Here is a 26,215-nt window from a genome sequence, read left to right as displayed (position 1 = left end):
AGGACCCAGAAGATACGAACCTACCGGTTTTCTTATCAAGTCAAATACCGGTAAAGCGTGAGCGACCAGCAAGGGATCTTCGAGCGTCTGCCTGGGGCTCCGTAGCGGAATATCCCATTCTGCCGCCGGGTGACCTAGACCAGTCGGGGGTGCACAGGCGCTTCCGACGGGCCAGGAAACCGCACGTGAGGTTTTCTAAGGGGCCTCCGCAGGGCTCTGAGCACCAGATCCTCAATAATTGCTGGCAAAAGTGACCTTTTCGTACGTGCCGCGGCCACGCTTGATCGCGCGGGCGGGGGACTGGCACAATCAAACCTGTCGGTTTATTTTTGCCCAGGTAACTGACCGGAGCCGATGCGGAGGTGAAGGCCGTGGCGCTACAGGAACGGGCCATCAGAACAAGGCGGGCCATCCTCGTCGCTGCTGCCGCGGTCTTCGCCGAGGTGGGGTACGAGGCGGCGACGATCTCGGAGATCCTCCACCGCGCGAGCGTCACCAAGGGGGCCCTGTACTTCCACTTCGCCTCCAAGGAGGAGCTGGCCCAGGCGGTGCTGGCCGGCCAGCTGGAGGCGATTCCGACGCCGCCGCAGCAGGAGCTGATGCTCCAGCAGGGCATCGACGAGGCCTTCCTGCTCGCGCATCTGCTGTCGGTGGGGGACCCCATGGTGCAGGGCAGCATCCGCCTGACCGTGGACCAGGGAGCGCCGAGCGACGGTCTGGACCGACGCGTGCCGATGAGCGGATGGATCGAGCACAACTCCGACCTTCTCGGCAAGGCGAAGGAGAACGGAGAGCTGCTGCCGCATGTCGACGTCGCGGCGACGGCACGGATGTTCGTCGGGGCGTTCACCGGCGTGCAGGTGCTCTCCAAGATCATGTCGAACCACACCGACCTGCCGGAGCGGGTGTCGGACCTGCAGCGCCACCTGATGGCGAGCATCGCGGTCCCCGCGGTGCTCATGCAGCTCGACACGGCCGCCGACCGGGGCGCCCGGGTCTACGCGGCGGCACTGCGGCTGCGCGAGGCCGCCGAGAGGGTCCCGGCCGCCGGCTGACAACAGGCGGGAGCGGAGCTACAACTGAACAGTCGTCGGGGGCGTGACCGCGTGCGCCCCCGGAGGGGGAGGGCGGGGGACCCCTCCCCTGGGAACGTGCCACCCGTGCAAGACCGACCCAGGGAGTACGACGGATGAATACGGCTGCTGTGTGCCCTTACGCCTTGGACGTGACCGGGCGGGATCTGGCGGGGGAAGCCGCCATGCTGCGGGAGCAGGGACCCGCCGTCCAGGTCCAGTTGCCCGGAGGGGTGATCGCCTGGGCCGTGGTGGGACAGCGGTATGTGGAGCGGCTGCTGACCGACGGGCGCGTCTCCAAGGACGCCCGCCGGCACTGGCCGGCCTTCATCGAGGGCCGAATAACCGAGGACTGGCCGCTGTACCCCTGGGTGGCGAACGAGAACATGCTGTTCGCCTACGGGGAGAGCCACGCGCGGCTGCGCCGGCTGGTCGCCGGGGCCTTCACCGCGCGACGCACCGAGGCCCTGCGCCCCAGGGTCGCCGCCATCACCGCCGAACTCGTCGACGGCCTCGCCGCCCTGCCGGCCGACACCCCGGTCGATCTGCGGTCCGCCTTCGCCGAGATCCTGCCGATGCGGGTCATCTGCGAGCTGTTCGGAGTCCCGCAGGGGGAAGCGACGGACGCCCTGTGCGTCGCGCTGCACAAGGTCTTCAGCACCACGCTGCCCGGACAGGAGATAGAGGCGGCGCGGCTGCAGGCCTACATGCTGCTGTCGCAGCTGGTGCAGGACAAGCGGGCCGAGCCCGGGGACGACCTGACCAGTTCGCTGATCGCGGCCCGGGACCAGGACGACCGCCTGAGCGAGGCGGAACTGCTCGGCACGCTGTTTTTGATGATCGCCGGAGGACAGGACACCACCGCGGCGCTGATCACCAACGCGGTGGGCGCGCTGCTGACCCACCCCGACCAGCTGGAGCACGTGCGCGCGGGCCGGGCGGGCTGGCAGGACGTGTCGGCGGAGACGATGCGGGTGCACACGCCCGGCGCCTACTCGCCGATGCGGTTCGCCGTGGAGGACATCGACCTGGACGGTGTCCTCATCCGCAAGGGCGACCCGATCCTGGTCAACTTCGCCGCGGGCGGCCTCGACCCCGAGCGCTACGGCCCGGACGCCGACCGGTTCGACGTGCTGCGCACCGAGCGCGACACGCTCGGGTTCGGGCACGGCACACACCGCTGCATGGGCGCACCGCTCGCCGAGGTGGAGGCGACCGGGGCCTTCGCGGCACTCTTCGAGCGCTTTCCGCGGATGCGGCTCGCCTGCGCTCCCGAGGAACTGCAGCCGATGACCAGCTTCCTGATGAACTCCTACCGCGCCCTGCCGGTGTTGCTGAGCCCGCAGGACTGACGCGGACGCGACGCGAGCGGCGGGACTCCGCCGGCCCAGGTCAGGGCCGCGAGTCCCGCCGCTCTGTGCTTGTGACCTGCCGAAGAACCGCTACAGCGGGGGCGGAGCACCGCTGGGCGGACCGGGAAATTGCATGGCTGGTTCATTAATCTGGCTCACGTTCCCGAAGCCTCCGGGAAGAGGTTTCCCTGTCCGTCGTCTCAGGTGACCCCGGTCGGCCCGTCTGACCAGGGACAACACCGAAAGCCATAAAAGTACCAAGCGCGCGGTTTGGTAAGATCTTGCTGGGTGCCCGGAGCCGGGGAAGCGTATGAAGCGACTCCGGTTTCGTGCATGCCTAGGAGGAGGGTGCAATGGTCAAGCAGGTGAGGGCGGCGCGGACGCGCCAGTCCCTGATCCGTGCGGCAGCCGAGGTGTTCGCCGCTGATGGATATGCCCTTGCCTCTCTTCCGGCGATCAGCAGGCGGGCCGGGGTGAGCGCGGGAGCCCTGCACTTCCACTTCGCCAACAAGGAGGCGCTGGCCAGCGAGGTGGAGTCCGCGGCCACGGACTCCGTCGAGAAACTGGCCGAGCGCTGCCGCGGCGCGGCCGACACCTCCTTGCAGTCCCTGGTCCGGACGATGTCCGGTCTGCTGCTGGCCGTCGCCGACGACCCGGTGGTCAGGGCCGGCTTCAAACTCAGCGGCGACCCCTCCCGCAAGAGCGAGGCGGCCATGCTGGGCTGGTGGAAGAACTGCGTGCGCGACCTGGTACTGCAGGCGCAGCACGCGGGTGAACTGGCCGACGGCGTCTCACCGGACGGCGCGACGACCACGATCGTGGCGGCCACCGTCGGCCTGGAGGTGATCGCCGCGACGGACGACGGATGGCGGCCGGCCGAGCGCATGGCGCAGTTCTGGTCCCTCATCCTGCCGTGCCTGGCGGCTTTCCCCGAGCGCGCGCTCGTATCGGTGTCGGAGGAGACGCGGCCGCAGGGGGCGAGCCAGTAACAGCGGCGTGCAGGGGGCTCTTGCCGATGCGCCCGTGGCGGCTGAGCTGCTTGAGCTTTCCTCGCACGGGGATCGACAGCAAGCAGGGTGTCCGGTTCGCTGTTGACATACCGCGCGCGCTGTTTTTTACTCGAAACCTGCCAGGGAAGCACCGCAGACGGCACCAGAATGGGGGAGACGCCGTGGACATCGACGTGCTCGGCACACTCGCCGTACGGCTCAACGGGATGTCCATCGCGCCGACGGCACCCAAGCCGCGCCAGGTGCTCGCTCTGCTGGCGCTGCGCGCCGGGCAGGTCGTCCCGGTGGGCGTCCTGACCGAGGAGCTGTGGGGGGCCAAGCCGCCGCGCAGCGCCCGCGCCACCCTGCAGACCTACATCCTGCAGCTGCGCGAACTCATCTCGGCCGCCCTCGCCGGGGGCGACGCGGACGACGCGGGGCAGCGCCGCCAGGCCAAGGACGTGCTGCTGACCGTGCCCGGCGGCTATCTGCTCAAGGCCCACGACGGCACCAGCGACGTACGGGAGTTCGAGCGGCTCGCCGGCTCCGGGTACCGGGCCATGGACGCCGAGGACTACCCGCAGGCCGCCCTGCTGCTGCGTGAGGCGCTCGCCCTGTGGACGGCCCCCGCACTCGCCGACGTCCACACCGGTCCCCATCTGCGGACCGAGGCCAAGCGGCTGGAGGAGAGCCGGCTGTGCGCCCTGGACCAGCGGGTCGAGGCGGACCTGCGGCTCGGCCGGCACCGGGAACTGCTCGCCGAACTGACGGTGCTGGTCAACCAGTACCCCACCCACGAGAGCCTGTGCGGCCAGTACATGCTCGCGCTGTACCGCTCCGGCCGCCGCGGCGAGGCGCTCGACGCCTACCAGCGGCTGCGCGCCACCCTGGTGCGCACCATGGGCCTGGAACCGTCCCCCGCGCTCGCCAAGCTGCAGCGCTCCATCCTGATGTCCGGCCCCGGCAACCTCCCGGCCCGCCCCGCGGCGAACGCGCCCATGGCCCCCGTGGGCTGACACCAGGTCACCTCGCCCCCCTCCACCAGGAGTCGAGCACCGCTCAGGCCCGGCGGTGCAGCGTTGATCACACACCTGGAGGAGGGGGTCGCGCATGTCGTCACAGCGAGTGCACGCCGCCCAGCACACCGTCACGGTCGCCGCGCCCGCCGGCGTCGTCTACGGCCTCCTCGCCGACGCCCCACGCTGGCCGGTCCTGCTGCCCCCCTACGTCCACGTCGAACGCATCGACTTCGACGGCACCGAGGAGAGCTTGCGGCTGTGGCACCTGCGGCACGGCCAGGTGTGTTCCGCGCTCGCCCGCCGCGTGCTGCGGCCACGGGAGCGCCGTATCGAGTTCGAACTGCAGGAGGCCCTGCTGCCCGGCGCGCCGACGTCCGGCGCCTGGAGCGTGACGGCCGACGGCGACGGCCGCTGCCTGCTGACCCTGCGTCACGAGCGCCCGGCCGGCCCCTGGGAGACGTCCGGGGCACTCGAGACGGACGTGCACAGCGAGCTGGCGGCGCTGCGCGAGGCGGCCGAGCGCTGGGACCGGCTGGACGAACTGCTGCTGTCCTTCGAGGACAGCGTGTACGTCTCCGGCTCCCCGGAACTCGTCTACGACATCCTCTACCGCATCGAGGACTGGGTCGACCTCGTTCCCCACGTCGAGCGGGCCGAGGTCACCGAGGACCAGCCGGGCGTGCAGCTGACGGTCCTGCACACCTGCGTCCCGGACACGGGCGAGCGGCTCGTGTCCGAGGCCGTACGGCTGTGCTTCCCGGCCGCCGGACGGATCGTCCACAAGGAGACCGTGACGCCCGATCCCGTCGCCGCGCACTACGGCGAGTGGTACCTGGAGCCCGACGCGACCGGAGTGCGGGTCGTCTCCGGCCACCAGGTGATGCTCCGCGAGAGCGCGGTGGAGACCGTCCTGGGCGGGGGCGCTCTGCTCGTGGACGCCCGCCGGTACGTGCGCGAATGGCTCGGCCGGTCGAGCACGGAGGCCCTGACCATGGCGCGGTGGCACGCCGAGAGCGCCGTACGCCGACTGCGATGAGCCCGCCGGAGAACGACCGTACGGCGACCGGCACCACGACGACGAGGAGATCGGCGATGGCCCCGACCCGGCCGGCCCCGCATACCGCGCGGCCCCCGACGACCCCGATCCCACCCGGCCGAGCGGGCGAACCGGCAGGCGCGGCGCAGTGTGCGGCGCGCCTCGAAGCGCTGCTCGGCGACCCCCGGGACCCCGGCAACCCCTACGGCCGCTCCGCCCTGCGGGCCGCCGGGCACACCCGTCTGCCCGCCCCGCCCCCCGGCCTGCCCGGTGCCGCGGAGATGCCGGCCGCCGATCAGCTCGCCCGCGCCCTGCGCCCGCTGTTGCGCCGGGACCTCGCCCTGGCCCATGCCTGGAGCATCCGTCCGCTGCTGAGCACACCGGTGCCGCACCCGGCGGCCGAGCTGCTCGGGCCGGCGGCGCTTGTCGCGTCGGCGGGCGGCGTCCTGCGCGGCGCGGCCCGCATCGTGGACGGCCTGAGCAGCTACGACACCGCCGCCCGGCAGTGGCGGCCGGTCCTGGCCTCGCTCTTTGCGGACCTGCTCGCCTGCGAGAGCCTGATGACCGTGGCCCTGCGCGCCTGCCCCGGACCGGGCCGGAGCGCGGACGGCCCGACGCCGCCGCGACGCGGGGCCGGACAGCCGCTCGCCGCCGTCGTGGGATACCTCGTGCCCGAGCTGGTCGGAGAGCTGCTGGGCGATCTCGAACTGGTGCTGAACGAGTGCGGATGCGACGGCGACACCGCCGAACAGCGCACGCTGGCCAAGATCCTCCGGGACCGGGCCTTCGCCCGCGTCGACCGGACCGCCGCCCGCGCCGCCCAGACCCGGATCGTCGAAGGACTGAACGCGGCCTGTGACTCGTGGCCGGACGGCACCGCGCAATGCGCGGCGCTGTTCCGCATCACCGGGACCGCCCCGGCCGTGGCATCCGGCACCGGCCCGCACGCCGTCGCGGCGACGCTGGCCGGTGCCGCCGACCGGCTCGCCGGTGCCGCCGATGCCGGCACCGCGGCGCTCGCCCGCGTCGCCCGCAGGCTCGTCATCGAGCAGCGGGCGCTGCGGGCCGCCTGCGCGGTCACCGCCGTGCACGACCCCGCCGACCCGGCGGCGCGCGCCCTGGCGGACCGTCAGGCCCTGCTGGTGCTGGCCGCCGCGACACTGGGCGTGCGGGAAGCGGCGGCCGGGGCGCGGCTGCCGTTCCTCGGCGACGCCGGCTGGGCGCTGCCGGCGCTCGCACGGATCGCCGAGCGGCTCGGACTGCCGCTGCCCGCCCGCTCGCCCGACCCGCAGCCGGGCCTGTGGGAGGAGCTGGCCCGGCGCGCGGCCCACGGCGTGGACTGCGACCTGTACGCGACGAGGCTGACATGGTGAACCCGGCCAGGGCGGCGTACGGCCGCACACCGGCGGTGCCGTTCCCGGCGCCGTACCACGTTCCCGGGCCGGACGGGCCCTGGGAAGAGGTCCAGGAGCGGATCGAGCGGACGGGCCGGGCGGTGGTGCACGCCACCTGGGGCCAGTGGCTGACACCGGCCCTGCTCGATCCCGGGCTGCGCACGCTGCTCGGCCGGGACTGGCCCCGCTACCGGCAGCACCCGGCCCCCTCCGGCCGGCTGACCCTCGCCGTCTCCCGGGTGGTGCTCAAGCACACGGCCGCCGCGGCGCTCCAGGTCCCCGCCGAACGGCTCGACCTCGCCGGCCTGCCGGGCGGGCGGCCCGTGCTGCGCGGGCTCGGCGCGGACCTGCAGGTGAGCCTCAGCCACACCGACGAGCTGATCGTGGTCGGCGTCAGCCGCACCGGGCCGGTCGGCGTGGACGCCGAGCCCGCCGGTCGCCGGGTCTCCTTCGAAGCCCTGCGCGACCACGTGTGCACCGCCGAGGAGGCCGACGCGCTCATGGCCCTGCCCGATCAGGAGCGCACCGAACGGTTCCTGCGGCTGTGGACGCTGAAGGAGGCGTACACCAAGGCGCTCGGGCACGGCATGCGACGCCGGTTCACGGCGTTCGGCTTCGACTGGGACGCGACCGGACGTGCCCGGCTCGCCGGGGACACGGCCGGGGAGTGGGCCTTCGCCACCCATCTCGTCGAGGGCCGCTTCCTGGTGAGCGAGGCGCACCGGCAGGAGGCCGCGCCGGCGGCGCCGGACGGGCCACCGGTCCCGCCCGCCGCGGACGAACCCGTGCGCCCGCCCTCGGCGGAGCCGCCCCAAGGCGCCCGGATCATCGGCTTCCCGGGGCGGCGGGGCCCCGGCCGGCGATGAGCGGACGCGTCCGGCGGGACTGCCGTGCCGTACGCGAACGCGCCGTGCAGAAACGATTCGAAAAGGAGGTCGGGGTGCCGGAGGCGGCTGCTGCGGCAGCCGGCGCCCCGGGGAGCGGATGAGGAGCCATCACTCGCAACGGGGCGCCGTCCTCGCCGTGGTGCACGAACCGCTCGGCATCCAGGCCTGGTCGCCGCTCGTCTTCGAGCTGTGCGGTCTCGCCCGCACGGATGCCGAGGCGGTCGCCGCCCGTGTCGCCGAGCGTCATCGGGCGTACGACGTCGAACTGGACGACGTACCGGACGGCGGGCGCCTCGGCCGGTGTCTCCTGCGGCTCACCCCCCGCGGCCCGGCCCCACCCGGCGGACCGCTCGGCGACGACCTGCTGGCCGACCTGCTGGCGCCGCTCGCGGCGGGCACGATCGCCGTGACCGGGCATCAGCGGGCGCTGCTCGCGGCGGCGGTCGGCGCTCAGGGCGGCCCGGGACGGTACGTGGAGCAGATCTTCTGGGACTGGGCGGGGCCGCTGGACCTCGGCCGGTTCATCGCCGCCTGGCAGTCCGTCGCCGAGCGGGAGGCGGTCCTGCGGGCGTCCTTCGACTGGGCCGGCGCCGCCCGCCTGGTGCTGCACGACCGTGCGGCCGTGGAGGTCGTACGCCATGTGCACGCCGACGTCGGCTGGAGCGAACTGCTCCGGCAGGACCGGGCCCGCGGCTTCGAGCTGTACCGGCCGGGACTGCTGCGGGTGTCCCTGCTCGACGGCACACCGGACGCGACCGGCACCGGTCGGCCGTCCACCCGTCTGCTGGTGACCTATCACCGGGCCCTGCTCGACGAGCGCGGGGCCCGCCTGCTGGTGCGGCAGTTCTACCGTTCCTACCTCGCCGGCGGCGTGCTGCCCGGCGGGGACCGGCGGCCCGACATTCGGGACCACGCCCAGTGGCTGCTCCGGCAGGACACCGCCGGGGCCCGGGAGTTCTGGGCGGCGGCCGCACCGCCCGCCGGCGCCGCCGTCAGCCCGGGCCGCCCCGGCCGGCCGGCGCGGCACACCGAGGGGCCGGGCCGGATCCAGCGCCGGCTCGAGGCCGCCCGCACCTCCCGGCTGCGCGCGTGGGCCGCGGAGCGGGGCGCGGGGGAGAGCAGCGCCCTGCACGTGGTGTGGGCCCTGCTGCTGCACCGGGCGGCCGGGGCCGACGGACCGCTGCCGGTGGCCTTCGGCGTGCATCTGTCCGGGCGGGACATGTCCCTGCGGGCCGCGGCCGACATGCCCGGACTGCTGGGCAACACGCTGCCGCTGACGGTCACCGTGGACCCCGGCGCGCCACTGGCGGACCTGCTGCTGCGGGTGCGGGACGCCGCACTCGACCTCACCCCGTACGCCTGGGTCGGCGGCGACCGGATCCGGGAGTGGAGCGGGCGCGCCCCAGGCTCCGCCCTCACCGAGACCACCGTCCGCTTCGACCACCACCCCCCACTGCCGGACAACCTGCGGGCCGAACTGGCGGCGCAGGGCATCCGGGTCGGCGCGCCGCAGAGCGCCGGCGGTGACACGCCTGTGCCGGTCACGCTCGTCGCGCACTACGACACCGAGGACGCCCTCGTGCTGACCGCCCTGTACGACCGGGCCAGGGTCACCGACACCGGCGCCTTAGGCATCCTCGCGCAGTGCCTGCACCTGCTGCGCACGCTGCCCGAGCACCCGGACGAGGGGTTCACCGTCGGCGACGCCCTGCGGTCGCTGGGCGCCTGCGAGGTGCCCGGCATGGTGCCGCCCGAACCCGCCGGCACCCGGTTCGCGCTGTCGGTCCTGCGGGCCGGGGAACCCGGGGCGGACGTCGTGTGCCTGGTCACCGTGCCCGGTGTCACGCCCGGGGCGTACGACACCCTGCTGCGCGACCACGAGGGCCCGGAACGCATCGTGTCGCTCAGGGTGGCGGGCCGGGAGCTGTCACCCGGCCTGCTGCGGGAACTGCACGTCGCAGGACGGCGGTTGACCCTGTGCGGTGCCGGTCCGGCCGGCCCGGTCGCCCACGAGATCGCACGGCGCACGGCGGAGCGGACGGGCGAGGTTCCGGCCGTGGTCATGACCGGGGTCGGCGGTGCCGTCGAGAGCGCGCAGGCGTTGTCCCGGGCCCTGCGGGCGGTGCGGGCGCGCAGCGCCTGACCGGTCGGCCGCCGCCCCTGCTTTCCACCGCGCCGAGAGCGCCTCTTGAGCGCCATGGCCCACGGTGGCCGAAAAGAGGAGGCGGCATGGGCGACACCGACCGTGGGCGACCGGCCCTGCGCGTCGAGCGTGGCACGGCGACCGAGGAGGAACTGGCCGCACTGACCCTCGTACTGCTGGCCCTGCGGGCCCGCCCGGCGCAGCAGACCGCCCCGGTACGGCCGGTCACCGGCTCGCGCTGGTGGCGGCGGCCGGTGGACTACCACGGACCGCACAGCTGGCAGTGAGGAGTGCTCCGGCCCTTTCCGGCAGACAAGACCTTTCGGTCTGTTTATCGGGGGTGCAGTCGGGTGGATGGTCTGTTCCGACTGCGGGGTCTTGGTCGCTTCTCGGTGACGTTTGCCGGTCGAGAGGTGGTGCGCGGGGTGCCAAGTCGGTCGTCGGGTGCAAGAGTTGGCAGGTGGGCGGCCGTCTTCGAGGTCTGCTGCAGAGCGGCTCGAGAGTTGTTAAAAACAGGACGATCGGTCTCGTATTGACATACCGCTCGTGCTGTTTTTTAATCGGTGAGTGCCAGCAGCGCATGTGGACTAGGGGAGACGGCGTGGACATCGACGTACTGGGCGCACTGGACGTGAGGGAGAACGGGGTGTCCGTCGCCCCGACGGCGCCGAAGCCGCGCCAGGTATTGGCGCTGCTGGCGCTGCACGCGGACCGGGTGGTGCCGGTCGCCTCACTCGTCGAGGAGCTGTGGTCGGACCGGCCACCGCGCAGCGCACGCACCACCTTGCAGACCTATGTGCTGCAACTGCGCGAACTCATCGCGGCGGCGCTGACCCGCGGGCCGGAACAGGAGTCCGGCGCCGGGACGGAACGCCGTACCGCCAAGGACGTGCTGCTCACCCTGCCGGGCGGATACCTGCTCTCCGCCGGCGGCGGCACCAGTGACGTCCGGGAGTTCGAGCGGCTGGCGGGGCTGGGCTACCGGGCCATGGACGCAGGCGACTTCGCGGGCGCCTCGCGCACCCTCGCCGCCGCCCTGGACCTGTGGTCGGGATCCGCCTTCGCGGACGTGCAGACCGGGGCCCTGCTCACCATGGAGGCCAAGCGCCTCGAGGAGAGCCGGCTGTGCGCGCTCGACCAGCGCATCGAGGCGGACCTGCGGCTCGGCCGGCACCGCGAAGTGCTCGCCGAACTCACCGTCCTGACGAGCCGTTACCGCACGCACGAGAACCTGCACGCCCAGTTCATGATCGCGCTGCACCGCTCGGGGCGGCGGGGCGAGGCGCTCAACGCCTACCTGCAACTGCGCACCACCCTCGGGCGCGACCTGGGCCTGGAACCGTCGCCGCGGCTGCGGCGGCTGCAGCACTCCATCCTGATGGCCGCGCCCGAGACCGCACCCGGCCCGGCCGCACCGGCCCGCGCCGCCCGAGCCGCGCAGGACCCGAACGCCGGACCCCTGGCACCGACCCACTGACCCTCCGGCGCGAGGGGGCCAGATCCTTGGAGGCACCACCATGACCAGTGAGCCGACGGCACCTTCCGACGGCCACGGAGACATCCTCGCCGAGCTCACGGCCGTGCTGGCCGGTGTCGTGGACGCCGACCCCGACCGGGTCGACCCCGAACAGCCCTTCGCCGTCCTCGGCCTGGACTCCCTGCTCACCGTCGAGTTCGTCTCGGCCATCGCCCGGCACTTCGGCGTCCGGATCGTCGGCGCGGACCTCTACGAGTACCCCACGCCGGCCCTCCTCGCCCGCCACCTGGCCGCCGTCCGCGGTGGTGCCGACGACGCTCCCGCCGTGCGGGGCCCCGGCGCCTCGGCCGAGGTGCTGCAGGTGCTGCGCCGGCAGCTGGCGCGGATCCTGCACTGCGACCCCTGGGAGATCGACGGCGGCGCCGCCTTCGCCGAGCTGGGCATCGACTCCCTCCTGGCCGCGGAGTTCACCGCCGGCGTCAACCGGGCCTACGGCCTGAACGAACGTCCCGTCACCGTCCGCGAACACCCCACCCTCGCCGCCATGGCCGCCTACGTCGCGTCCCGCACGGCAGGCGCGGTGCCCCCCGCAAAGCCGGACACCGGCAGCGGCGACCCGGCCGCGCCGGAGGCGACGCCAACACCCTCGGTCGCCGCGGCCGCGAAGCGGCCCCCGCTCTCCCAGGACGAGCTCGTCGCGCTTCTCGACGCGGTGCGCGGCGACCGGATCGGCGTCGAAGAGGCCGCCGCGCTCCTGGCGGACCCGGGTTCCGCCTGAACGGAGGCACCACCCGTGGCACACCACCGGCAGCTCCCCACCTGTTCAGGCCCCGGCGGCCCCCGGGCCGCCTCGTCGCGCGCCGCCCGCAGCGGGACGGCGAAACCGAGACGGACAGACACCACATCATGACCACCACCGCACCGGAGTCCCTCGGCGCCGGGCCCGCACCGCAGCACGAGACGGTGCCCCCGGTGAAGCTGTGGCTGTGCCCCAACGACGCCCTCCCGCCCGCCATCGCCCAGGTCCTGGCAGCGCACTGGCTCGACGAGCGCGAACACGAGACCGCCGCCCGGTTCCTCTTCGAACGCGACCGCCGCCAGTACCTCGTCGCCCACACCCTGGTCCGCCGGGCGCTGGCACTGGAGGCCGGCCTCGCCGAGGCAGAGCTGGTCATCTGGCGCTCCTCGCGCGGGCGGCCCTTCCTGCAGCCGCTGCCCCACGGCCTGCCCAGAGGCGGCGACCACCTCGACTTCAACCTCTCCCACGCAGGCGGCTACAGCCTGCTGGGCATCATCCGCAGACAGCGCATCGGAGTCGACGTCGAGGGCCTCGGCCGGGAGACGGGGGCCCTGGACACCATCCTGACCACCTTCACCCCCGAGGAGCAGCGGTGGGCGGCCGGCGCGCCCCCGGGACGGCAGCGGGACCGCCGGGTGCTCAGGCTGTGGACCCTGAAAGAGGCGTACTCCAAGGCCCGGGGACTGGGACTCGGGCTGCCCTTCGACGAGTTCTCCTTCTCCCTGGCCGACGAGCGGGGGGTGCTCGGCTTCCGGCCGCCCGCCGACGACCGGGCCGGGCGCTGGCGGTTCCTGGAACTGGAGCCGGTCCCCGACGTGCTCGCCGCGGTGGCCGTACCCGCGGACGAACACTGCGCCCCGCACGTGGAGCTGCACCACGGATTCCCCTGGAACCGGGCCGCACCGCACACCATCGCCCTGCCCGAGCCCGTGGGCGCACCGCCCGCGTAGGAAAAGACCGGGTACGCAGTCGCGCGATTATCCGTCGCCGGGAAATCCCCACCGGAACCAAGAGTTCACATCCAGCATGGGTACATGCGCTCTTGAGCGGGGAAAGCGCCGTGCGCAACACCCCACTTGGAGCACGGCTAGAGGAGCGCTACAGGAAATCGCTTGAGGGGCACGGACACGGCTAGCGTGCGTAGCGGCGGAGATTTCTGGCCACCAAAAGGAACTGGACAAGGAACTCGACGAAGTGGGGAGGACACCATGAAGATTCAGGTTCTGGGTCCGTTGAGTGCCGAGGTCAACGGGGGATCGATCGTTCCGACGGCCGGTAAGCCGCGGCAGATTCTGTCGCTGCTGGCGCTTTATCCGGGGCGCGTCATGCCCGTTCCCACACTCATGGAGGAACTCTGGGGAACCGAACCTCCGGCAAGCGCGCTGACGACCCTGCAGACGTACATTCTTCAGCTGCGCAGGCGGCTCGGTACCGCGATGGGGCCGGGTGTGCCGACCGGGGCGAAGGACATTCTCGCCACACGGCACGGGGGATATCTGCTGCAGATCGACAGAAGCTGTGTCGACGTGCACCAGTACGAGGAACTGGTCCGGCAGGGGCAGGCGGCGTTCGAGGAGGGGGATGACGAGGTGTCCGCGGCGCGGTTCCGCGCGGCACTCGACCTGTGGACCGGCGCACCGCTGGTCGACGTGAAACTCGGTCCGGTCCTCGAGATCGAGGTGATGCGGCTGCAGGAGAGCAGGCTGGTCACCGTGGAGCGGCGCATCGACGCCGACCTGCGGCTCGGCCGCCACGCCGAACTGATAGCCGAGCTGACCGAACTGACGGCCCGTCACCCGCACCACGAGGGGCTGCACTCCCAGGTCATGGTGGCCATGTACCGCTCGGGCCGGCAGGCCACCGCGCTGGAGGTCTACCGCCGGCTGCGCATGCGGCTCATCGACGATCTGGGTGTCGAGCCCTCGCCGCAACTGCAGCGCATGCACCAGGCCATGCTGGCCGTCGATCCGCAGCTGGACGTGCTGGCGGGGCCGCGCCACACCTCGACGTTCGACCTGTTCGCGGCGTGATGGACGGCACCGCCCGGCCCAGGACCGGCGGTCTGCCGCACTCCGCCGACCGCACGGCCACCGAAGCGTCGCCGTAACCGCCGAACCGCCGAAACCCCCATCCGGGACGGGCGGTTCGGCGTTTTCCGTACGGTGCCCGGGCAGCCGCCCGCCGGCCGGGGCAGCGCGTCCGGTCCAGGACAGGCGGCCACGGGTTTTACCCGCTCTCCATCGCCCTTCCAGCCCAGGCGGCCATGGTGGTCCGGGACGGCCGTCCCGATGACGGACCATGAGGAAGGACCCCTCGTCATGGTGTCTGCGCTGACCGAGCCCCTCAGCGGGGTGCTGCACGAATTCCTCGCCGCTCGCAGCCTGCGCGAGCGCAACAAGGAACTCGTCCTCGCGCTGGTCGCGGCGGGCAACCGGGGCGAGGTCAACCAGCTCACCCGGCACTGGGCCGGTCTCGCCGGCACGGGCGGGCGGCCACTGCCCGAGGGGCTGGCGCTGACGCCCGAGAGCGTCCTCGCCGACGGCGACGTCGTCGTGCTCAGGGCCACAGCGCGCGCCGGACGGGCGGCCTGGTCACTGGTCGCGGAGCTCGGCTTCGACGCGGCCGGACACATCGCCCACTACCACGACCTGCTGGTGGCACGGGTGGCTGCGAGCTGACCCGGCCCGACCGCCGCAGAAGAGAGCGGCAGGGGGCGCCGGGGGAAGGATGCGCCGGGGAAGGTGGCGGCGGGCCGGGGCGGGCTGTTACCGGGGCCGGGCTATTACGGCGTAATAGTGGCGCGGTGCGGTCGGCTCTGGCGGGTCGGCCCCTGCTGTGTGAGTAGCGCGGGATGCGTTCCGAACGCGCAGTGCTCGCGGGCCGCTTCAGTCGGCTTTGCGGTGTGCCCCCTGGTCATGAGCACTTCTACGGCCCGTCGTCGCGTCGCCGCGCGGCGGGGGAACGGTGCGTGCCTCTTCGACCGCCGGGCGGAGAACGGACGTGCGGGCGGCGGTGACGCGACGCGGGTGCCCGGCGCCGTGCGTGGGGCCGGGCACCCGCCGAACGAGCGTGGGTCGGGTACGGTTCGCGGTCCGCTGGAGGAAACGGACGGACGGGACACGGCGGGGCTAGCGTGAGGAGGCTGAAGCGGAGGGGGCGGCCATGGGAGAGCGCCACATCGGCCGGCGCGTACCGCCGCCGCGGTGCTGCGCGGTGCCGTGGGTGTGTGGGGCATGGGCTTCCGTCGTCCTGGGCGGTCGGCGTCCGCCCCTCGGCCCGGGTGCACCCGCCGGTCCGTCCGTTCCGCGGCAGTTGTCCGGTCGTCCTGGGGAAGGGGGAGGCGATGAACGACGCCCGGTCCGCCGGCGTATGCGCAGTGATCGACCCCGAGCGGGGGGCCCACGGTGCCCTCGAACTGCACGGGCCGCTGGACGCCGCCTGCTTCCACCGGGCGCTGCACCGCATCGCGGAGATCTGCCCGGGCGCCCGGCAGCCGGCGCCCCGGCTGCTGCGCCACGGCCCTGACCTGCACACCGTCGAATTCCCCGGCGGCACCGACGCGTCCGAGCCCTATCCCGTCGGTCTGCTCGCCGACCTGCTCACCGCTGCCCCGGACCCCGTCCACGACGGCCCTCCCGGCGGCGGGTCCCCCGAGGCCCCGGCGCCGGGCCGGCCCTGCCCAACGCTGCCGCGCACCCATCCGGTCACCCCGCTGCAGCGGCAGCGGCTCGCCGACGCCCTGGCCCACCCCGACCACCAGGTCGAGCAAGTCGTCTGGCGCTGGTACGGCCCCCTCGACACCGCCCGTTTCACGGCGGCCTGGCAGGCCGTGGGCGAGCACGAGAGCGTGCTGCGGACCGCCTTCCTGTGGGACCCGCGGCCGCGTGCCGTCGTCTTCGACCGGGGCCGCGTGGACATCGTCCGCCACGGTCACGGCACGGCGATCCGGCGTGCCACGCTCCTCGTCCGCGAGCGCGCCCGCGCCTTCGACCTGCGCCGCCCCGGGCTGTTGCGGGTGGCGCTGCTGGCCAGCGGCCCCGAGGACGAGGCGGCGCCCTTCACCGACGTACTCCTCACCTACCACCGTGCTCTGCTGGACAGTTGGAGCGTCCGGCTGCTGATGCGCGAGTGCTGCCGCGCCTACCTCGCCGACGGGGTGCTGCCCGGTGGCGAACGCCGTCCCGACCTCGCCGACTGCGCCCGCCGGCTCGCCGCCCAGGACCTCGGCCCGGTCGGTGACGACCCTCCTCGGCTCACCCGAGGGTCCTCCGTGCCGGCGCCGCACCGGCCCGCCGCGGCCCATCCCGCGGGCAGCGGCGGCAGCGGCGGCACCGGCGTGTACCGCACCGCCCTGTCCCCGGCCGAGAGCGCACGGCTGGCCCACTGGGCGACCCGCTGGGGCGTGGCGGAGAGCAGTGTGCTCCAGGCGGTGTGGGCGATGCTCCTGTACCGGGCGTCGGACGCGGCACCGGGCCGGACCGACATCCGCTTCGGCGTGGACCTGCCCGGGCGGGGGCTGCTCGTGGAGGGCATCGAGGGCATCCCCGGCCCGTTCGAGAACGCGCGGCCCCTCACCGTCCCCGTCGAGGCGGCGCTGGACCTGCCCGGGCTGCTGCGCGAACTGCGCGACCGGGTCATCGACATGGCCGCGGACGAGTGGCTCGCGGCCGCGAGGCCGGAACCCCGCGCCTTCGCCGGGGCACGCGCCGGCGGCCTGCTGGCCTTCGACTGCGGCCCGCGCCCCGAAGAGGCGTACGGCCACGCGCTCGCCGAGCACGGCATACGCCTGGAGGAGCAGGAGGCCGCCGGGTCGCCCGCCGGGTACGCCCTGCGGCTGCGCGCCGGTCACGACGCCCGCCGCGGCCTGGTGCTCACCTGTGCCCACGACCGCGACCTCGTCGACGGCGCCGCCGCCCGCACCCTGCTGGCGCACACCGCGCGCCTGTTGCGCCTGCTGCCGGACGCCGCGACCGAGGACACCACCGTCGGGGACGTCCTGGCCTGGCTGCCGGACGCCGTGACGCCCCGGGTACCGGACGGTCCCGCAGCCCGGGACGCGGCGCCGCTGGTGTCGCTGCGCGGCGCGGCGGCGCCCGCGGCGGCGACCGTGTGCCTGGTCGAGGTGCCGGGCGCGCCGCGCACCGGGCACCGGGAGCTGGTACGGCACTACCGTGGGCCGGAGGCGCTCACCGCGCTCCGGCTCACCGCCGGCGGGGACGCCGCCCCGCCCGTCGCACTGGGCCGGCTGGCGCGTCCGCCCGGCCGGCTGGTGCTCGGCGGCTACTCCGGCTCCGGCGCCCTCGCCTGCGAACTGGCCCGGCACGTCACGGAGCCCGGGACCCGCCCGCCCCTGGTCGTGGTCGGCGGCGCCGGCGACGACCCGGACGGCCCCCGCGGCCTGGCAAGGGCCCTGCAACGAGCGAGCGCGCCACCTGCCCCGTCCTGAACGGCAGCGTAGGCGCGCCGGCCGGGACCGGTGGCGAGGGTGCCTGCGCGTCGGTCCCTCGGCCGGACGGCTGCCGCCCGGTGCCGGAGCGAGGTGTGGGCCATGGCCGGTTCTACGGCCAGTCGATGTCGTCGTCGGAGGGGGTACCGTGCATCGGCCCCGGTCGTCCCGCGCGGCCCTCGCGGGCGGTGGGGCGGGCAGGAACCGGCTGCTTCATGTACGACTCCCGTGGACATGGACGGGACCAGCTCCCGTGACATAGGGCGGGCTGGTGCGCAGGCACTGCCACTGACGCTTGAGAGGCTGCCCGTCACCGGTAAAGGACTGCTCGAGGAACGCATGAGAGCGCCGTGAGGTTCGCACGAGGCCCAGGGCACGGCGCCTGGCAAAACATTGCCCGGCTCTTGCCCCGCCCCTACGCTCGAGGCGGCCTTCGGCGGTGGCCCGTCCGCCGCGTTCGCCCCCACTCGTCCGTCCCCAGGGAATGGTCACATGCTGCAGCAGCCCGCTTTCGGCACTCGTCTGAGGAAACTGCGCCAGTCCCGAGGGCTGTCCCAGACCGCGCTGGCGGGTGACGGCATGTCCACCGGATACCTCTCCCGGCTGGAGTCCGGCGCCCGCCAGCCCACCGAGCGGGCCGTCGCCTACCTCGCCGAACGGCTCGGCCTGGACGTCGCGGACTTCGAGGAACCCGCGGGCGGTTCACTCGCCAACGCGCTGTCGCTGGTCGCCTCCACCGGCTCCGACACGGCCATGGAGACGCTCCGCGAGGCCCTCGCGGCCGAGGGGCACGAGGCGCCGGTGCTGCGCTGGCAGGCGCTGTGGCAACTGGCCCGGCAGCGGCGGCTCCAGGGCGACCACGCCGGCGAACGCGCGTACCTGGAGGAACTGGTGCAGCTCGGCGACGCGGTCGGGCTGACCGCGCTGCGCGTGCGCGGGCTGACCCGGCTCGCCCGCTGCCTGCGCTCGCTCGGCGACATCAACGACGCCCTCGACGCCGCGATGACCGCCCACCACCTCGCCCGCGAGGACGACCTGGACGTGGAGGACCGCGCCGCGGTGCTGCTGGCCCTGGTCTCGGTGGAGGGCGAGGCGGGCCGCACACCGGACGCCCGCGCCCACGTCGACGAGCTGGTCGAGCTGGTCGCGGGCCGGTCGGACGCGCTGTGGGCGGAGGCGATGTGGACCGCGGCGGTGGTCCGGGTCCGACAGGGCGACCACGCCGCGGCACAGGGCTACCTGGAGGAGGCGCTGGAGAAGTTCCCCAGCGGGGAGGACCTGGTGCTGTGGCTCAGGCTCCGGCTCACGGCCGGCCGGCTGCACCTGGAGAAGCTGCCGCCGGACCCCGAGGCCGCCGAGCGGTGCGTCACCGCGGCCGAGTCGGCGCTCGCGTTCGTGGGCACACCCGGACTGCGCCAGCAGCTGATCGCGCTCAAGGCCGACCTCGCCTTCGTCACCGCCCGGTACGACGACGCCCGCGCCCTGCTCGCCGAACTCGCCCGGGCCGAGCCGCGGATGACCTACCGGGAGCGGGTACAGATGGACATCCTGCGCCACCAGCTGTGCATCCGCTCCGGCGACGACAGCGGCATCCAGGGCCTGCGGGCCCTCGCCGAGCAGGCCCAGGCCGACGCCAACATCGACCTCGCCGCACAGATCTGGCGCATCCTCGCCGAGTCCCTGGCCCAGTCCGCCGCGCAACGGGGCACCGCCGTGTGACACCCCGTCCGACGTCTCAGAACGGGTCGCCGAGGTGGTCGTTGATGTGGTCCAGGCACAGGTCGTACAGGTCCTCGGCGTGAGTCTCGTACCAGCCCCCGGGGACGGCGGCCGTCGCCGGCCACAGGGCGCGGTGGCCGGTGGAGTCGGCCAGCACCACGAAGGTGGCGAACTCGTCGCCGAACGGGTCGTCGTGGGCCGGGCCCTCCATCACCCGCAGGTTGCCGTCCCTGTCCAGGCGGGCGGCACGGCCGGTGCGCCACATGCGGGCGGTGCCGCCGTCCGGGCCGCCGAACGGGTCGGGCAGGAACCGCTCGCCGCTGGCCCCGGGCGCCCCGACGTAGCCGTGCGCCACGCCCGCGCCCGCGATGTACAGGGCCCCGGTCCGGCCCGGCGCCACCGGGCGCAGCCGCGAGTCGAGGAGGTAGGCCCGGTAGCCGGGGGCGGGCCGGGCCGGGACGCCGGGCACCTGCTCGACGACGAGCCTGCCCTCGGCCCAGCCGCCGCTCACCGTCAGCTCCACGCCCTCGGAGCGGGCGAGCGACACCAGTGCACACAGCACGTCGTCGGCGCCGCCCAGCACCACCCGGGCCCCCTGCCGGCGCAGCCAGCCCAGCACCTCGTGCGGCACGTCCCGGCTGAGCGCGCCGTCCGGGACGTGCACGCGGGCGCCGCAGGCCAGGGCGCTCAGCAGCCCGATCGCCGCGTCCCCGTCCGGGTAGCCGTGCACCAGCCAGGCCGCGTCGGCCGGTGCCGCCAGCGTCGCCGCGGTGACGGCCTCGCTGCCCACCGCCACGGTGCCGTCCTCGCCGGGCAGCAGCAGGAGCGGGTCGCCGCTGCCGAGCGGCCGGGTCCGGTCGGCCTGCGTCACCGGCCAGCGCCCGGCCGGCGGCAGCCGGTCGGCGGCGTCCTCGCGCACCAGCCGGGCCGCGCCGGGCACGGCGGGCAGCAGCAGGTCAGCGGTCTCGTCCAGCAGCAGCACCGTGGGGCGCAGCGACTCGGCGAGATCCAGCGACGGGTCGACCGGCAGCAGCGCGGCCCCCGTCTTCGCGACGGCGATCGCGGCCACCGCGAACCCGGCCGGTGACGACAGGGCGGTGAGCACACAGGTGCCCGGACCGGCCTGGTGCGCGAGGAGAGCGTGCGCCAAGAGGTCGGAGCGGGCGTCGAGTTCGGCGTAGTCCAGGCCGGTCAGGGCGAGCGCCTCGGGGGCCCGCGCCACCTGCGCCGCGAACAGCGCCGCCACGTCCCGCCCCGCGACCGGCACGTCCGCACCCGCCCACACCCCGCTCCCGGCGGCCGGGCCGGGCAGCAGCCGCAGCCCGCTGAGCCGGGTCGTGGGCGCCTCGAGGGCCGACCGCAGTACGGCGGTGAGCTGACCGGTGAGACAGGCGGCGGCCGTCTCCCCGACCGTCTCGTGGCGGAAGGCGGCGGTGACGGTGATGCCGGCCGGGGCGCCCGCGGGGCCCTGCCGCTCCGTCAGCGTCAGGGCCAGGTCCGCGGCCGGGCCGGGCAGCGTGCAGTGCTCGGCCTGCACGGACAGCCCGGCCGCCGCGAACCGGCCCGCGCACTCCTGCAGCACGGTCAGCGCGATCCCGCCGGGCAGCGCCGCCAGCGCCGCCTCGCCGTCCCGGTAGGCGGCCAGGTCCCGCTCGCGGACCCGGTGCAGCAGCTCGGCGAAGGCCGGGTCGCCGGAGGTGTCCACGGTCAGGGCCAGGACCCGCCCGTGGGGGCCGACGGCCTCGCGCAGCCCGGCGGTGTCCCGGGCCGGCACGGGTGCGGCCACGGTGACCGGGCCGGCCGCGCCGAGCCGGTTCAGCAGCGCGGCGAGCGCGGCGTGCACCACCATGAACAGCGTGGTGCCGTGCTCGGCGGCCAACCGGGTGAGCCGCGCGTGCAGTTCCGCGTCCAGCCCGGTTGCCAGGCGGCCGTAGGAGGCGTCGCCGGCGTGCGGTGCGCTGCCCGGCACCGGGGTGGGCGCCAGGTCGCCGAGGACCGCGCGGGGCGGCGCGTCCAGCCCGGCGGGGGAGTGGTGCGGAGCCTTTCCGGTGGCCCGCGCCCCGTAGGCCCGGGCGAGTTCGGCGGTCAGCGGCAGAGGGGACCACAGGTCGACCGAGTCGGCGGGCAGGGCCAGTTCCAGCAGGTGGTCGTCGGCGGCCAGCGCGCGCAGCCGGGTACCGGCCGAGCCGAGCCGGGAGTTGCGCAGCGACGGATGGCGGCGGCCGAGGTCCTCCAGGGCCGCTTCCAGGACCCGGGTGTCCAGCGCGCCGCGCAGCCGCACCGAGAACTCCGCGGTGTCGCCGGCGGCGGCGCCCGGCCCGGTCGCCGCGGCGGGCGCGTCGCCGACGAGCGCGGCGAACGCGGCCGGGGTCGGTGCCTCGTACAGCGCCCGGCCGCCCGGGTCGGCGCCGAGCACCTCACGGGCCCTGGACAGCAGCCGGGCCGCTGCCGGGGCGTGGCCGCCGATGCGGAAGAAGTCGGACTCGGCGTGCACCTCGTGCCGCGGCAGACCCAGCACCTCGGCGAACAGGTCACGCACGATCTCCTGGAGCGGCGTGCCGGGCTGGGCGCCGGGGCGGTCATCGGTGAGGGCGGGCACAGGCGGGGCGGTCGGGCTCGTCGGCACGGACGGGACCATGTGCTCCTCCTGCAGACTGCCGCGCCGGACGACGTCCACGTCCACGGTGCGCTCGGCTGCGGCCGGGGTGTTGGCGCAGCTCTCGGCCTCGGCGGTGGGTGCCGCGTACACGCCGGTCAGCGGACCGGCGGGGACCTGCTCGGGGTCCAGGAGGACGATGTCGAGGAGGTCGGGGCTCTCGCCCCAGGTGGGCAGGGCCCGGTAGCCCAGGCGCTCGGCCGTCTCGCACAGCACCTCCGGGTCGGGGGCGGGCGCGTCCTGCGGCGCGAGGTCGATGCTCTCGAGCGGGTCGAAGAGGGACTGCATGGCCGTGTACTCGTCGTGCACCCGGCGGTTGGGCACCCCGGCCAGGCGCAGTACGGCGGGGCGCGCCGTCGCCAGGCGGTGTTCGGCCTCGAGCAGGCCGGCGATGTCCCGGCCCCAGCGCAGGACGGGTGCGGTGGCGAGGTCGGCGACCGGCTCGGCGGTGGAGAGCACCGCCTCGTAGCGGTAGCGGGTCAGCTCGTTGTGGTACCGGCCCCGCTTGGCGCGTACGTCGACCGCGCGCACGGCGGGCAGGTCCCGGGCGAGCGCGTCGAACAGGGCGGGGGAGAGCAGCAGTTCGGTCTCCGCCCCGACCTGCTGCTCGATGGTGCGGCGCAGCGCCTCCCGGTCGCCCCGGGCGCCGCCGGGCCGGGCCAGCGCGATGCCGGTGTGCAGGCAGCGGGCGAGGTCGAGGTTGCGCAGGTCGCCGAGGAGCAGCGAACCGCCTGGGGCGAGCAGCGGCAGGGCCCGCTCGACGACGGTGCGCAGACGGGCGAGGCTCGGGAGGTACTGGACCACCGAGTTGAGGACGATCGCGTCGAAGTGGCCGGCGGGCAGTCCGCGGGTGTCCTCGGCGCCCCGGTGGTCGAGCCGGACCTTCTCCTTCAGGACCGGGTCGGCGTCCACCCGCGCGGTGTGCGCGGCGACGGCGTCGGGGGAGAAGCCGGTGGCCCAGTACTCGTGGACCTCCCCGTCGCGGGCGAGGCGCGCCATCAGCAGTCCGCTGCCGGCGCCGATCTCCAGGACCCGGCGGCGCGGCAGCTCGCGGATCCGGTCCAGGGTGGCGTTCCGCCACTCCCGCAGGTGCTCGACCGGGATCGGCAGACCGTCGTAACTGCTGTGCCACTGCTGCTCGATGAGGCCGGAGATGGACATCAGCACCCGCTCCTTAACGACAGCGACTTCCGGCTTGGCAAAACGTTGCCTGAATGCTGGCAAGGGCGGCCTGAGACGGCGTCTCGGGGCGGTCGAGCGGCGATGGAGTCGCAGGTGGCGGGGCGGGATCGTTGCCAGGCCCAGCGACGCGGAGTTGCCATGGCCCAACCGGGCGGGCCGTACGGGACGGCATCGGCGGTACGGGGCCGAGCGCCGGCGCCGGCGCGGTGACCGGGGGTGGATCACCCCGGGAACGCCGAAGCCCCCGCTACGGCACAGCGGCCTGCGGGGGCGTCACGGGGCGGGCACGGCTGCCCGGGCGCGGATCAGACGGAGGCGACCTTCGGCCAGTCGATGGCCGGGCCGGCGGTGGTGGTGACGGTGGCGGGGGCGGTCGGCCAGTCGATGGCCGGGCCGGCGGTGGTGGTGACGGTGGCGGGGGCGGTCGGCCAGTCGATGGCCGGGCCGGCCACGGTCGTGGCAGTGGCGGGGGCGGTCGGCCAGTCGATGGTGGGCGTGGCGGCGGCAGCCGTGACGGTGGTGGGCGCGACCGGCCAGTCGATGGCGGGTGTGGCGGCGGCAGCCGTGACGGTGGTGGGGGCGGTCGGCCAGTCGATGGCGGGCGTGGCGGCAGCAGCCGTGACGGTGGTGGGCGCGACCGGCCAGTCGATGGCCGGGCCGGCGGTGGCGGTGGTCGGCCGGGCGAGGTGGGTGCTGTCCGCGGCGGCGATGCCGGCGGTGGAGAAGGCGGCGACGGCGGTGACGGCGGCGACGGTGGCGATCCGGGCGATGCGGTTCATGGCGGGCTCCTCGGTGTCAATTTCGTGTTCGCCGTTTTGGCAACCTCTTGCCAAGAAGATTGGCAAGCGAATCTCGGGAATCGCTGGGGAATGGGTCGATTTCTGCTCAAGGTTGCCACCAGAAGTGCCCCAAGAGAGCGGCCCGCGCACCGGAGTTGCCGGATGAAAGCGCCCTTGAACTGCGGAAACGCCGATTCTTGGCGGAACTCGTACCGCTCTGGCAACGCTTGGCAATTCCTCGTGAAGAGAGCCAGACGCGGCAGAGCCATGCCGTCGGCGGCCCCTCGACTCGAGCCTCACCGGAGCCGGCACGGCCCGATGTTGCCAACTTCTCATCGGCAGAGGCAATGTATTGCCAGTCAGTTGGCAAGAGATTTCCCGAGTCGCGGGGGAGGCCCCGGAAGTGAACGCGATGTTCCACGGAGACCGAAGGGTCCATCTGAACTCGGCCGGTCTTGGCCGCATGCCCGCCGCCGTACTCGAGGTCCTCACCGAATGGACGCGCTTCGAGGACCGGTACGGGCCCTTTGAGCTGGAGGCGCGCCTCGACGACGTCCTGAACCGGGAGATCCACGAACGACTGGCCGCCCTGCTCGGCGCGCCCCCCGGTGACACCGTCGTGTGCACCGGGTCCGCCGACGCGTTCGCCGCCGTCCTGTCCCGGCTCCCGCTGGACCCGGGCGACCGTGTCTGGACGACCCCCTACGAGTCGGCCGCCAACCTCGCCGCCCTCTTCGCGTTGCGCGCCCGCACCCGCTGCCGGCTGGAGGTCGTACCGCTGCGTCCGGACGGGGACCTGGATCTGGCGTGGATGGCACGGCACATCGGCGACGACGTCGCCCTCGTCTGCGTCCCGTACGTTCCCGCAAGCTGCGGCATCGTCAATCCCGTCGAGGACGTGGGACGCATCCTCGCCCCGCACCGGTGCCTGTACGCCGTCGACGCCTCCTACGCCGTGGGACAATTCCCCGTGGACGTCGCCAGCGTCGGCTGCCACCTGCTCACCGGCGACGGCTGGCGCTTCCTGCGCGGCCCGCAGTCCGTCGGATTCGCCTGCGCGGCACCACGATTGCGCCAGGTCCTGGCCCCGCACGGCGGCCTGCCGCTCGCGCCGCCGCCCGTCGCCGCCGTCGCCGCGCTGAACAAGGCCCTCGCCCTGCGCACGCCCGCGCCCGCACCCGAGGACCTCGCATCCCGCCTGCGCGCCGCCGTGGAGAACACGCCCGGCACCGAACTGATCACCCCCGGCCGGGTCCAGTCCGGCATCGTCACCTTCCGGCACGAGGAGCTGCCGGCCGCACTGGTGCGCCGCCGCCTCGCGGACCGCGGAGTCGTCGTAGGGAAGACGGTCGCCCAGGAGACCCCGCTGTACCTGCCCGGGCGCGGTGTCGTCACGGCCGTACGCGCATCCGTCCACCCCGACAACAGCGCCGAGGACATCGAGCGGTTCGCCGACGCCCTCCAGGACGCCGTGGCCGAGGGGCGCCCGCGGCTCGCGCGGGTCCCGCGTCCGCTGTTCACCGCACCGGCGGTGCGGGCCGTGCCGTCCGCGCCGCGGGTGCCGGCCGCGGTCGGATCCGGCGCCGGCGAGCGGCCGGGCGACGGCATCTGACGCGCCGCGCCACCTCCCCTTCGATGTCGTCGGCCCGGCCCGGGCAGACGCGAGTGCCCCTCTAACGGCCGTCCCTAGTCTCGGGCCCAGGTGTACGCACTATCCGGTGCCGCCGTCAGACCGTCACGGACCGACAGGAGCCGACCTACGTATGTCTGTGGAAACCACCGGGCTGCCCGAGACGGGGACGGCACCCGCGAAGGATGTCCGGCGTCTGGATCGGGTGATCATCCGGTTCGCGGGGGACTCGGGTGACGGTATGCAGCTCACCGGTGACCGGTTCACCTCGGAGACCGCGTCCTTCGGCAACGACCTTTCGACCCTGCCGAACTTTCCCGCCGAGATCCGCGCTCCCGCCGGCACCCTGCCCGGCGTGTCGTCCTTCCAGCTCCACTTCGCCGACCACGACATCCTCACCCCCGGGGACGCGCCGAACGTTTTGGTGGCGATGAACCCGGCCGCGCTGAAGGCGAACATCGCCGACCTGCCGCGCGGCGCGGAGATCATCGTCAACACCGACGAGTTCACCAGACGCGCCCTGCAAAAAGTCGGCTACCAGGTGTCGCCTTTGGAGGACGGCTCGCTGGACGGCTACAGCCTGCACCGGGTGCCGTTGACGACGCTGACGGTTCAGGCGCTCAAGGAGTTCGAC

The 26,215-nt window shown here is 74.1% G+C and carries 19 protein-coding genes and 1 pseudogene; 18 read left to right on the top strand and 2 right to left on the bottom strand.

The features are described from left to right. Nucleotides 1–371: 371 nt before the first annotated feature. The 16 genes from AB0950_RS37400 (at nt 372) to AB0950_RS37325 (ending at nt 19,334) form a co-directional block, all read left to right on the top strand. Nucleotides 372–1,055: a ScbR family autoregulator-binding transcription factor gene (locus tag AB0950_RS37400; RefSeq protein WP_360161618.1), complete on the top strand. Its 684-nt coding sequence runs from the start codon at nt 372–374 to the stop codon at nt 1,053–1,055. Between the two features lie 170 nt (nt 1,056–1,225). Next, nucleotides 1,226–2,425 (top strand): cytochrome P450, encoded by a 1,200-nt coding sequence (locus tag AB0950_RS37395; RefSeq protein ID WP_360161620.1) that lies wholly within the window; start codon nt 1,226–1,228, stop codon nt 2,423–2,425. Nucleotides 2,426–2,778: 353 nt separating this feature from the next. Beyond that, nucleotides 2,779–3,414, top strand: coding sequence for a ScbR family autoregulator-binding transcription factor (locus AB0950_RS37390; RefSeq protein WP_360161621.1), 636 nt, complete (start codon nt 2,779–2,781; stop codon nt 3,412–3,414). 182 nt (nt 3,415–3,596) lie between these two features. Continuing rightward, nucleotides 3,597–4,430, top strand: coding sequence for an AfsR/SARP family transcriptional regulator (locus tag AB0950_RS37385; protein WP_360161623.1), 834 nt, complete (start codon nt 3,597–3,599; stop codon nt 4,428–4,430). A 94-nt stretch (nt 4,431–4,524) separates the two neighbouring features. Beyond that, nucleotides 4,525–5,469, top strand: coding sequence for an SRPBCC family protein (locus AB0950_RS37380; RefSeq protein WP_366780461.1), 945 nt, complete (start codon nt 4,525–4,527; stop codon nt 5,467–5,469). After that, nucleotides 5,466–6,842 (top strand): hypothetical protein, encoded by a 1,377-nt coding sequence (locus tag AB0950_RS37375; protein ID WP_366780460.1) that lies wholly within the window; start codon nt 5,466–5,468, stop codon nt 6,840–6,842. The genes AB0950_RS37380 and AB0950_RS37375 overlap by 4 nt, the downstream gene beginning before the upstream one ends. Beyond that, nucleotides 6,836–7,729 (top strand): 4'-phosphopantetheinyl transferase superfamily protein, encoded by an 894-nt coding sequence (locus AB0950_RS37370; protein ID WP_366780459.1) that lies wholly within the window; start codon nt 6,836–6,838, stop codon nt 7,727–7,729. The genes AB0950_RS37375 and AB0950_RS37370 overlap by 7 nt, the downstream gene beginning before the upstream one ends. Before the next feature lie 118 nt (nt 7,730–7,847). Next, complete coding sequence (locus tag AB0950_RS37365) at nt 7,848–9,893, top strand: condensation domain-containing protein (RefSeq protein ID WP_366780458.1); 2,046 nt, start codon at nt 7,848–7,850, stop codon at nt 9,891–9,893. 86 nt (nt 9,894–9,979) lie between these two features. After that, nucleotides 9,980–10,180, top strand: coding sequence for an acyl-CoA carboxylase epsilon subunit (locus tag AB0950_RS37360; protein WP_360161633.1), 201 nt, complete (start codon nt 9,980–9,982; stop codon nt 10,178–10,180). 314 nt (nt 10,181–10,494) lie between these two features. Continuing rightward, nucleotides 10,495–11,370 carry an AfsR/SARP family transcriptional regulator gene (locus tag AB0950_RS37355; RefSeq protein WP_360161635.1) on the top strand — a complete coding sequence of 292 codons (876 nt, stop codon included), beginning with the start codon at nt 10,495–10,497 and terminating at the stop codon, nt 11,368–11,370. A 40-nt stretch (nt 11,371–11,410) separates the two neighbouring features. Beyond that, nucleotides 11,411–12,148 (top strand): acyl carrier protein, encoded by a 738-nt coding sequence (locus AB0950_RS37350; RefSeq protein WP_360575801.1) that lies wholly within the window; start codon nt 11,411–11,413, stop codon nt 12,146–12,148. A 128-nt stretch (nt 12,149–12,276) separates the two neighbouring features. Further along, on the top strand, nt 12,277–13,119 hold the full coding sequence (locus tag AB0950_RS37345; protein WP_366780457.1) for a 4'-phosphopantetheinyl transferase superfamily protein: 843 nt from the start codon (nt 12,277–12,279) through the stop codon (nt 13,117–13,119). Nucleotides 13,120–13,377: 258 nt separating this feature from the next. Further along, on the top strand, nt 13,378–14,199 hold the full coding sequence (locus AB0950_RS37340) for an AfsR/SARP family transcriptional regulator (protein ID WP_360161641.1): 822 nt from the start codon (nt 13,378–13,380) through the stop codon (nt 14,197–14,199). A 288-nt stretch (nt 14,200–14,487) separates the two neighbouring features. Then, nucleotides 14,488–14,847 carry a hypothetical protein gene (locus AB0950_RS37335; protein WP_366780456.1) on the top strand — a complete coding sequence of 120 codons (360 nt, stop codon included), beginning with the start codon at nt 14,488–14,490 and terminating at the stop codon, nt 14,845–14,847. 665 nt (nt 14,848–15,512) lie between these two features. Further along, nucleotides 15,513–17,615: a condensation domain-containing protein gene (locus tag AB0950_RS37330; protein ID WP_366780455.1), complete on the top strand. Its 2,103-nt coding sequence runs from the start codon at nt 15,513–15,515 to the stop codon at nt 17,613–17,615. Nucleotides 17,616–18,107: 492 nt separating this feature from the next. After that, on the top strand, nt 18,108–19,334 hold the full coding sequence (locus tag AB0950_RS37325) for a helix-turn-helix domain-containing protein (RefSeq protein WP_360161647.1): 1,227 nt from the start codon (nt 18,108–18,110) through the stop codon (nt 19,332–19,334). Between the two features lie 16 nt (nt 19,335–19,350). Here the strand turns inward: AB0950_RS37325 and AB0950_RS37320 are convergent, their stop codons facing one another. Both AB0950_RS37320 and AB0950_RS37315 read right to left on the bottom strand, forming a co-directional pair. Further along, nucleotides 19,351–23,151 (bottom strand): AMP-binding protein, encoded by a 3,801-nt coding sequence (locus AB0950_RS37320; protein ID WP_366780454.1) that lies wholly within the window; start codon nt 23,149–23,151, stop codon nt 19,351–19,353. 326 nt (nt 23,152–23,477) lie between these two features. Next, the gene (locus tag AB0950_RS37315) at nt 23,478–23,951 is read right to left on the bottom strand and encodes a hypothetical protein (protein ID WP_366780453.1); all 474 of its coding nucleotides are present in this window, start codon (nt 23,949–23,951) and stop codon (nt 23,478–23,480) included. Between the two features lie 463 nt (nt 23,952–24,414). On the opposite strand from AB0950_RS37315, the gene AB0950_RS37310 reads away from it, so the two are divergent. Then, on the top strand, nt 24,415–25,563 hold the full coding sequence (locus AB0950_RS37310; RefSeq protein ID WP_366780452.1) for an aminotransferase class V-fold PLP-dependent enzyme: 1,149 nt from the start codon (nt 24,415–24,417) through the stop codon (nt 25,561–25,563). A gap of 196 nt (nt 25,564–25,759) precedes the next feature. After that, nucleotides 25,760–26,215 (top strand): annotated as a pseudogene (locus AB0950_RS37305) (2-oxoacid:acceptor oxidoreductase family protein); the annotation flags it as partial.

The sequence above is a fragment of the Streptomyces sp. NPDC007189 genome (assembly GCF_040703635.1).
In the GTDB taxonomy this organism is placed as follows: Bacteria; Actinomycetota; Actinomycetes; order Streptomycetales; family Streptomycetaceae; genus Streptomyces.
The sequence above is the reverse complement of the archived record's forward strand: the minus strand, read 5'-3'. Positions and strand labels throughout refer to the sequence as shown.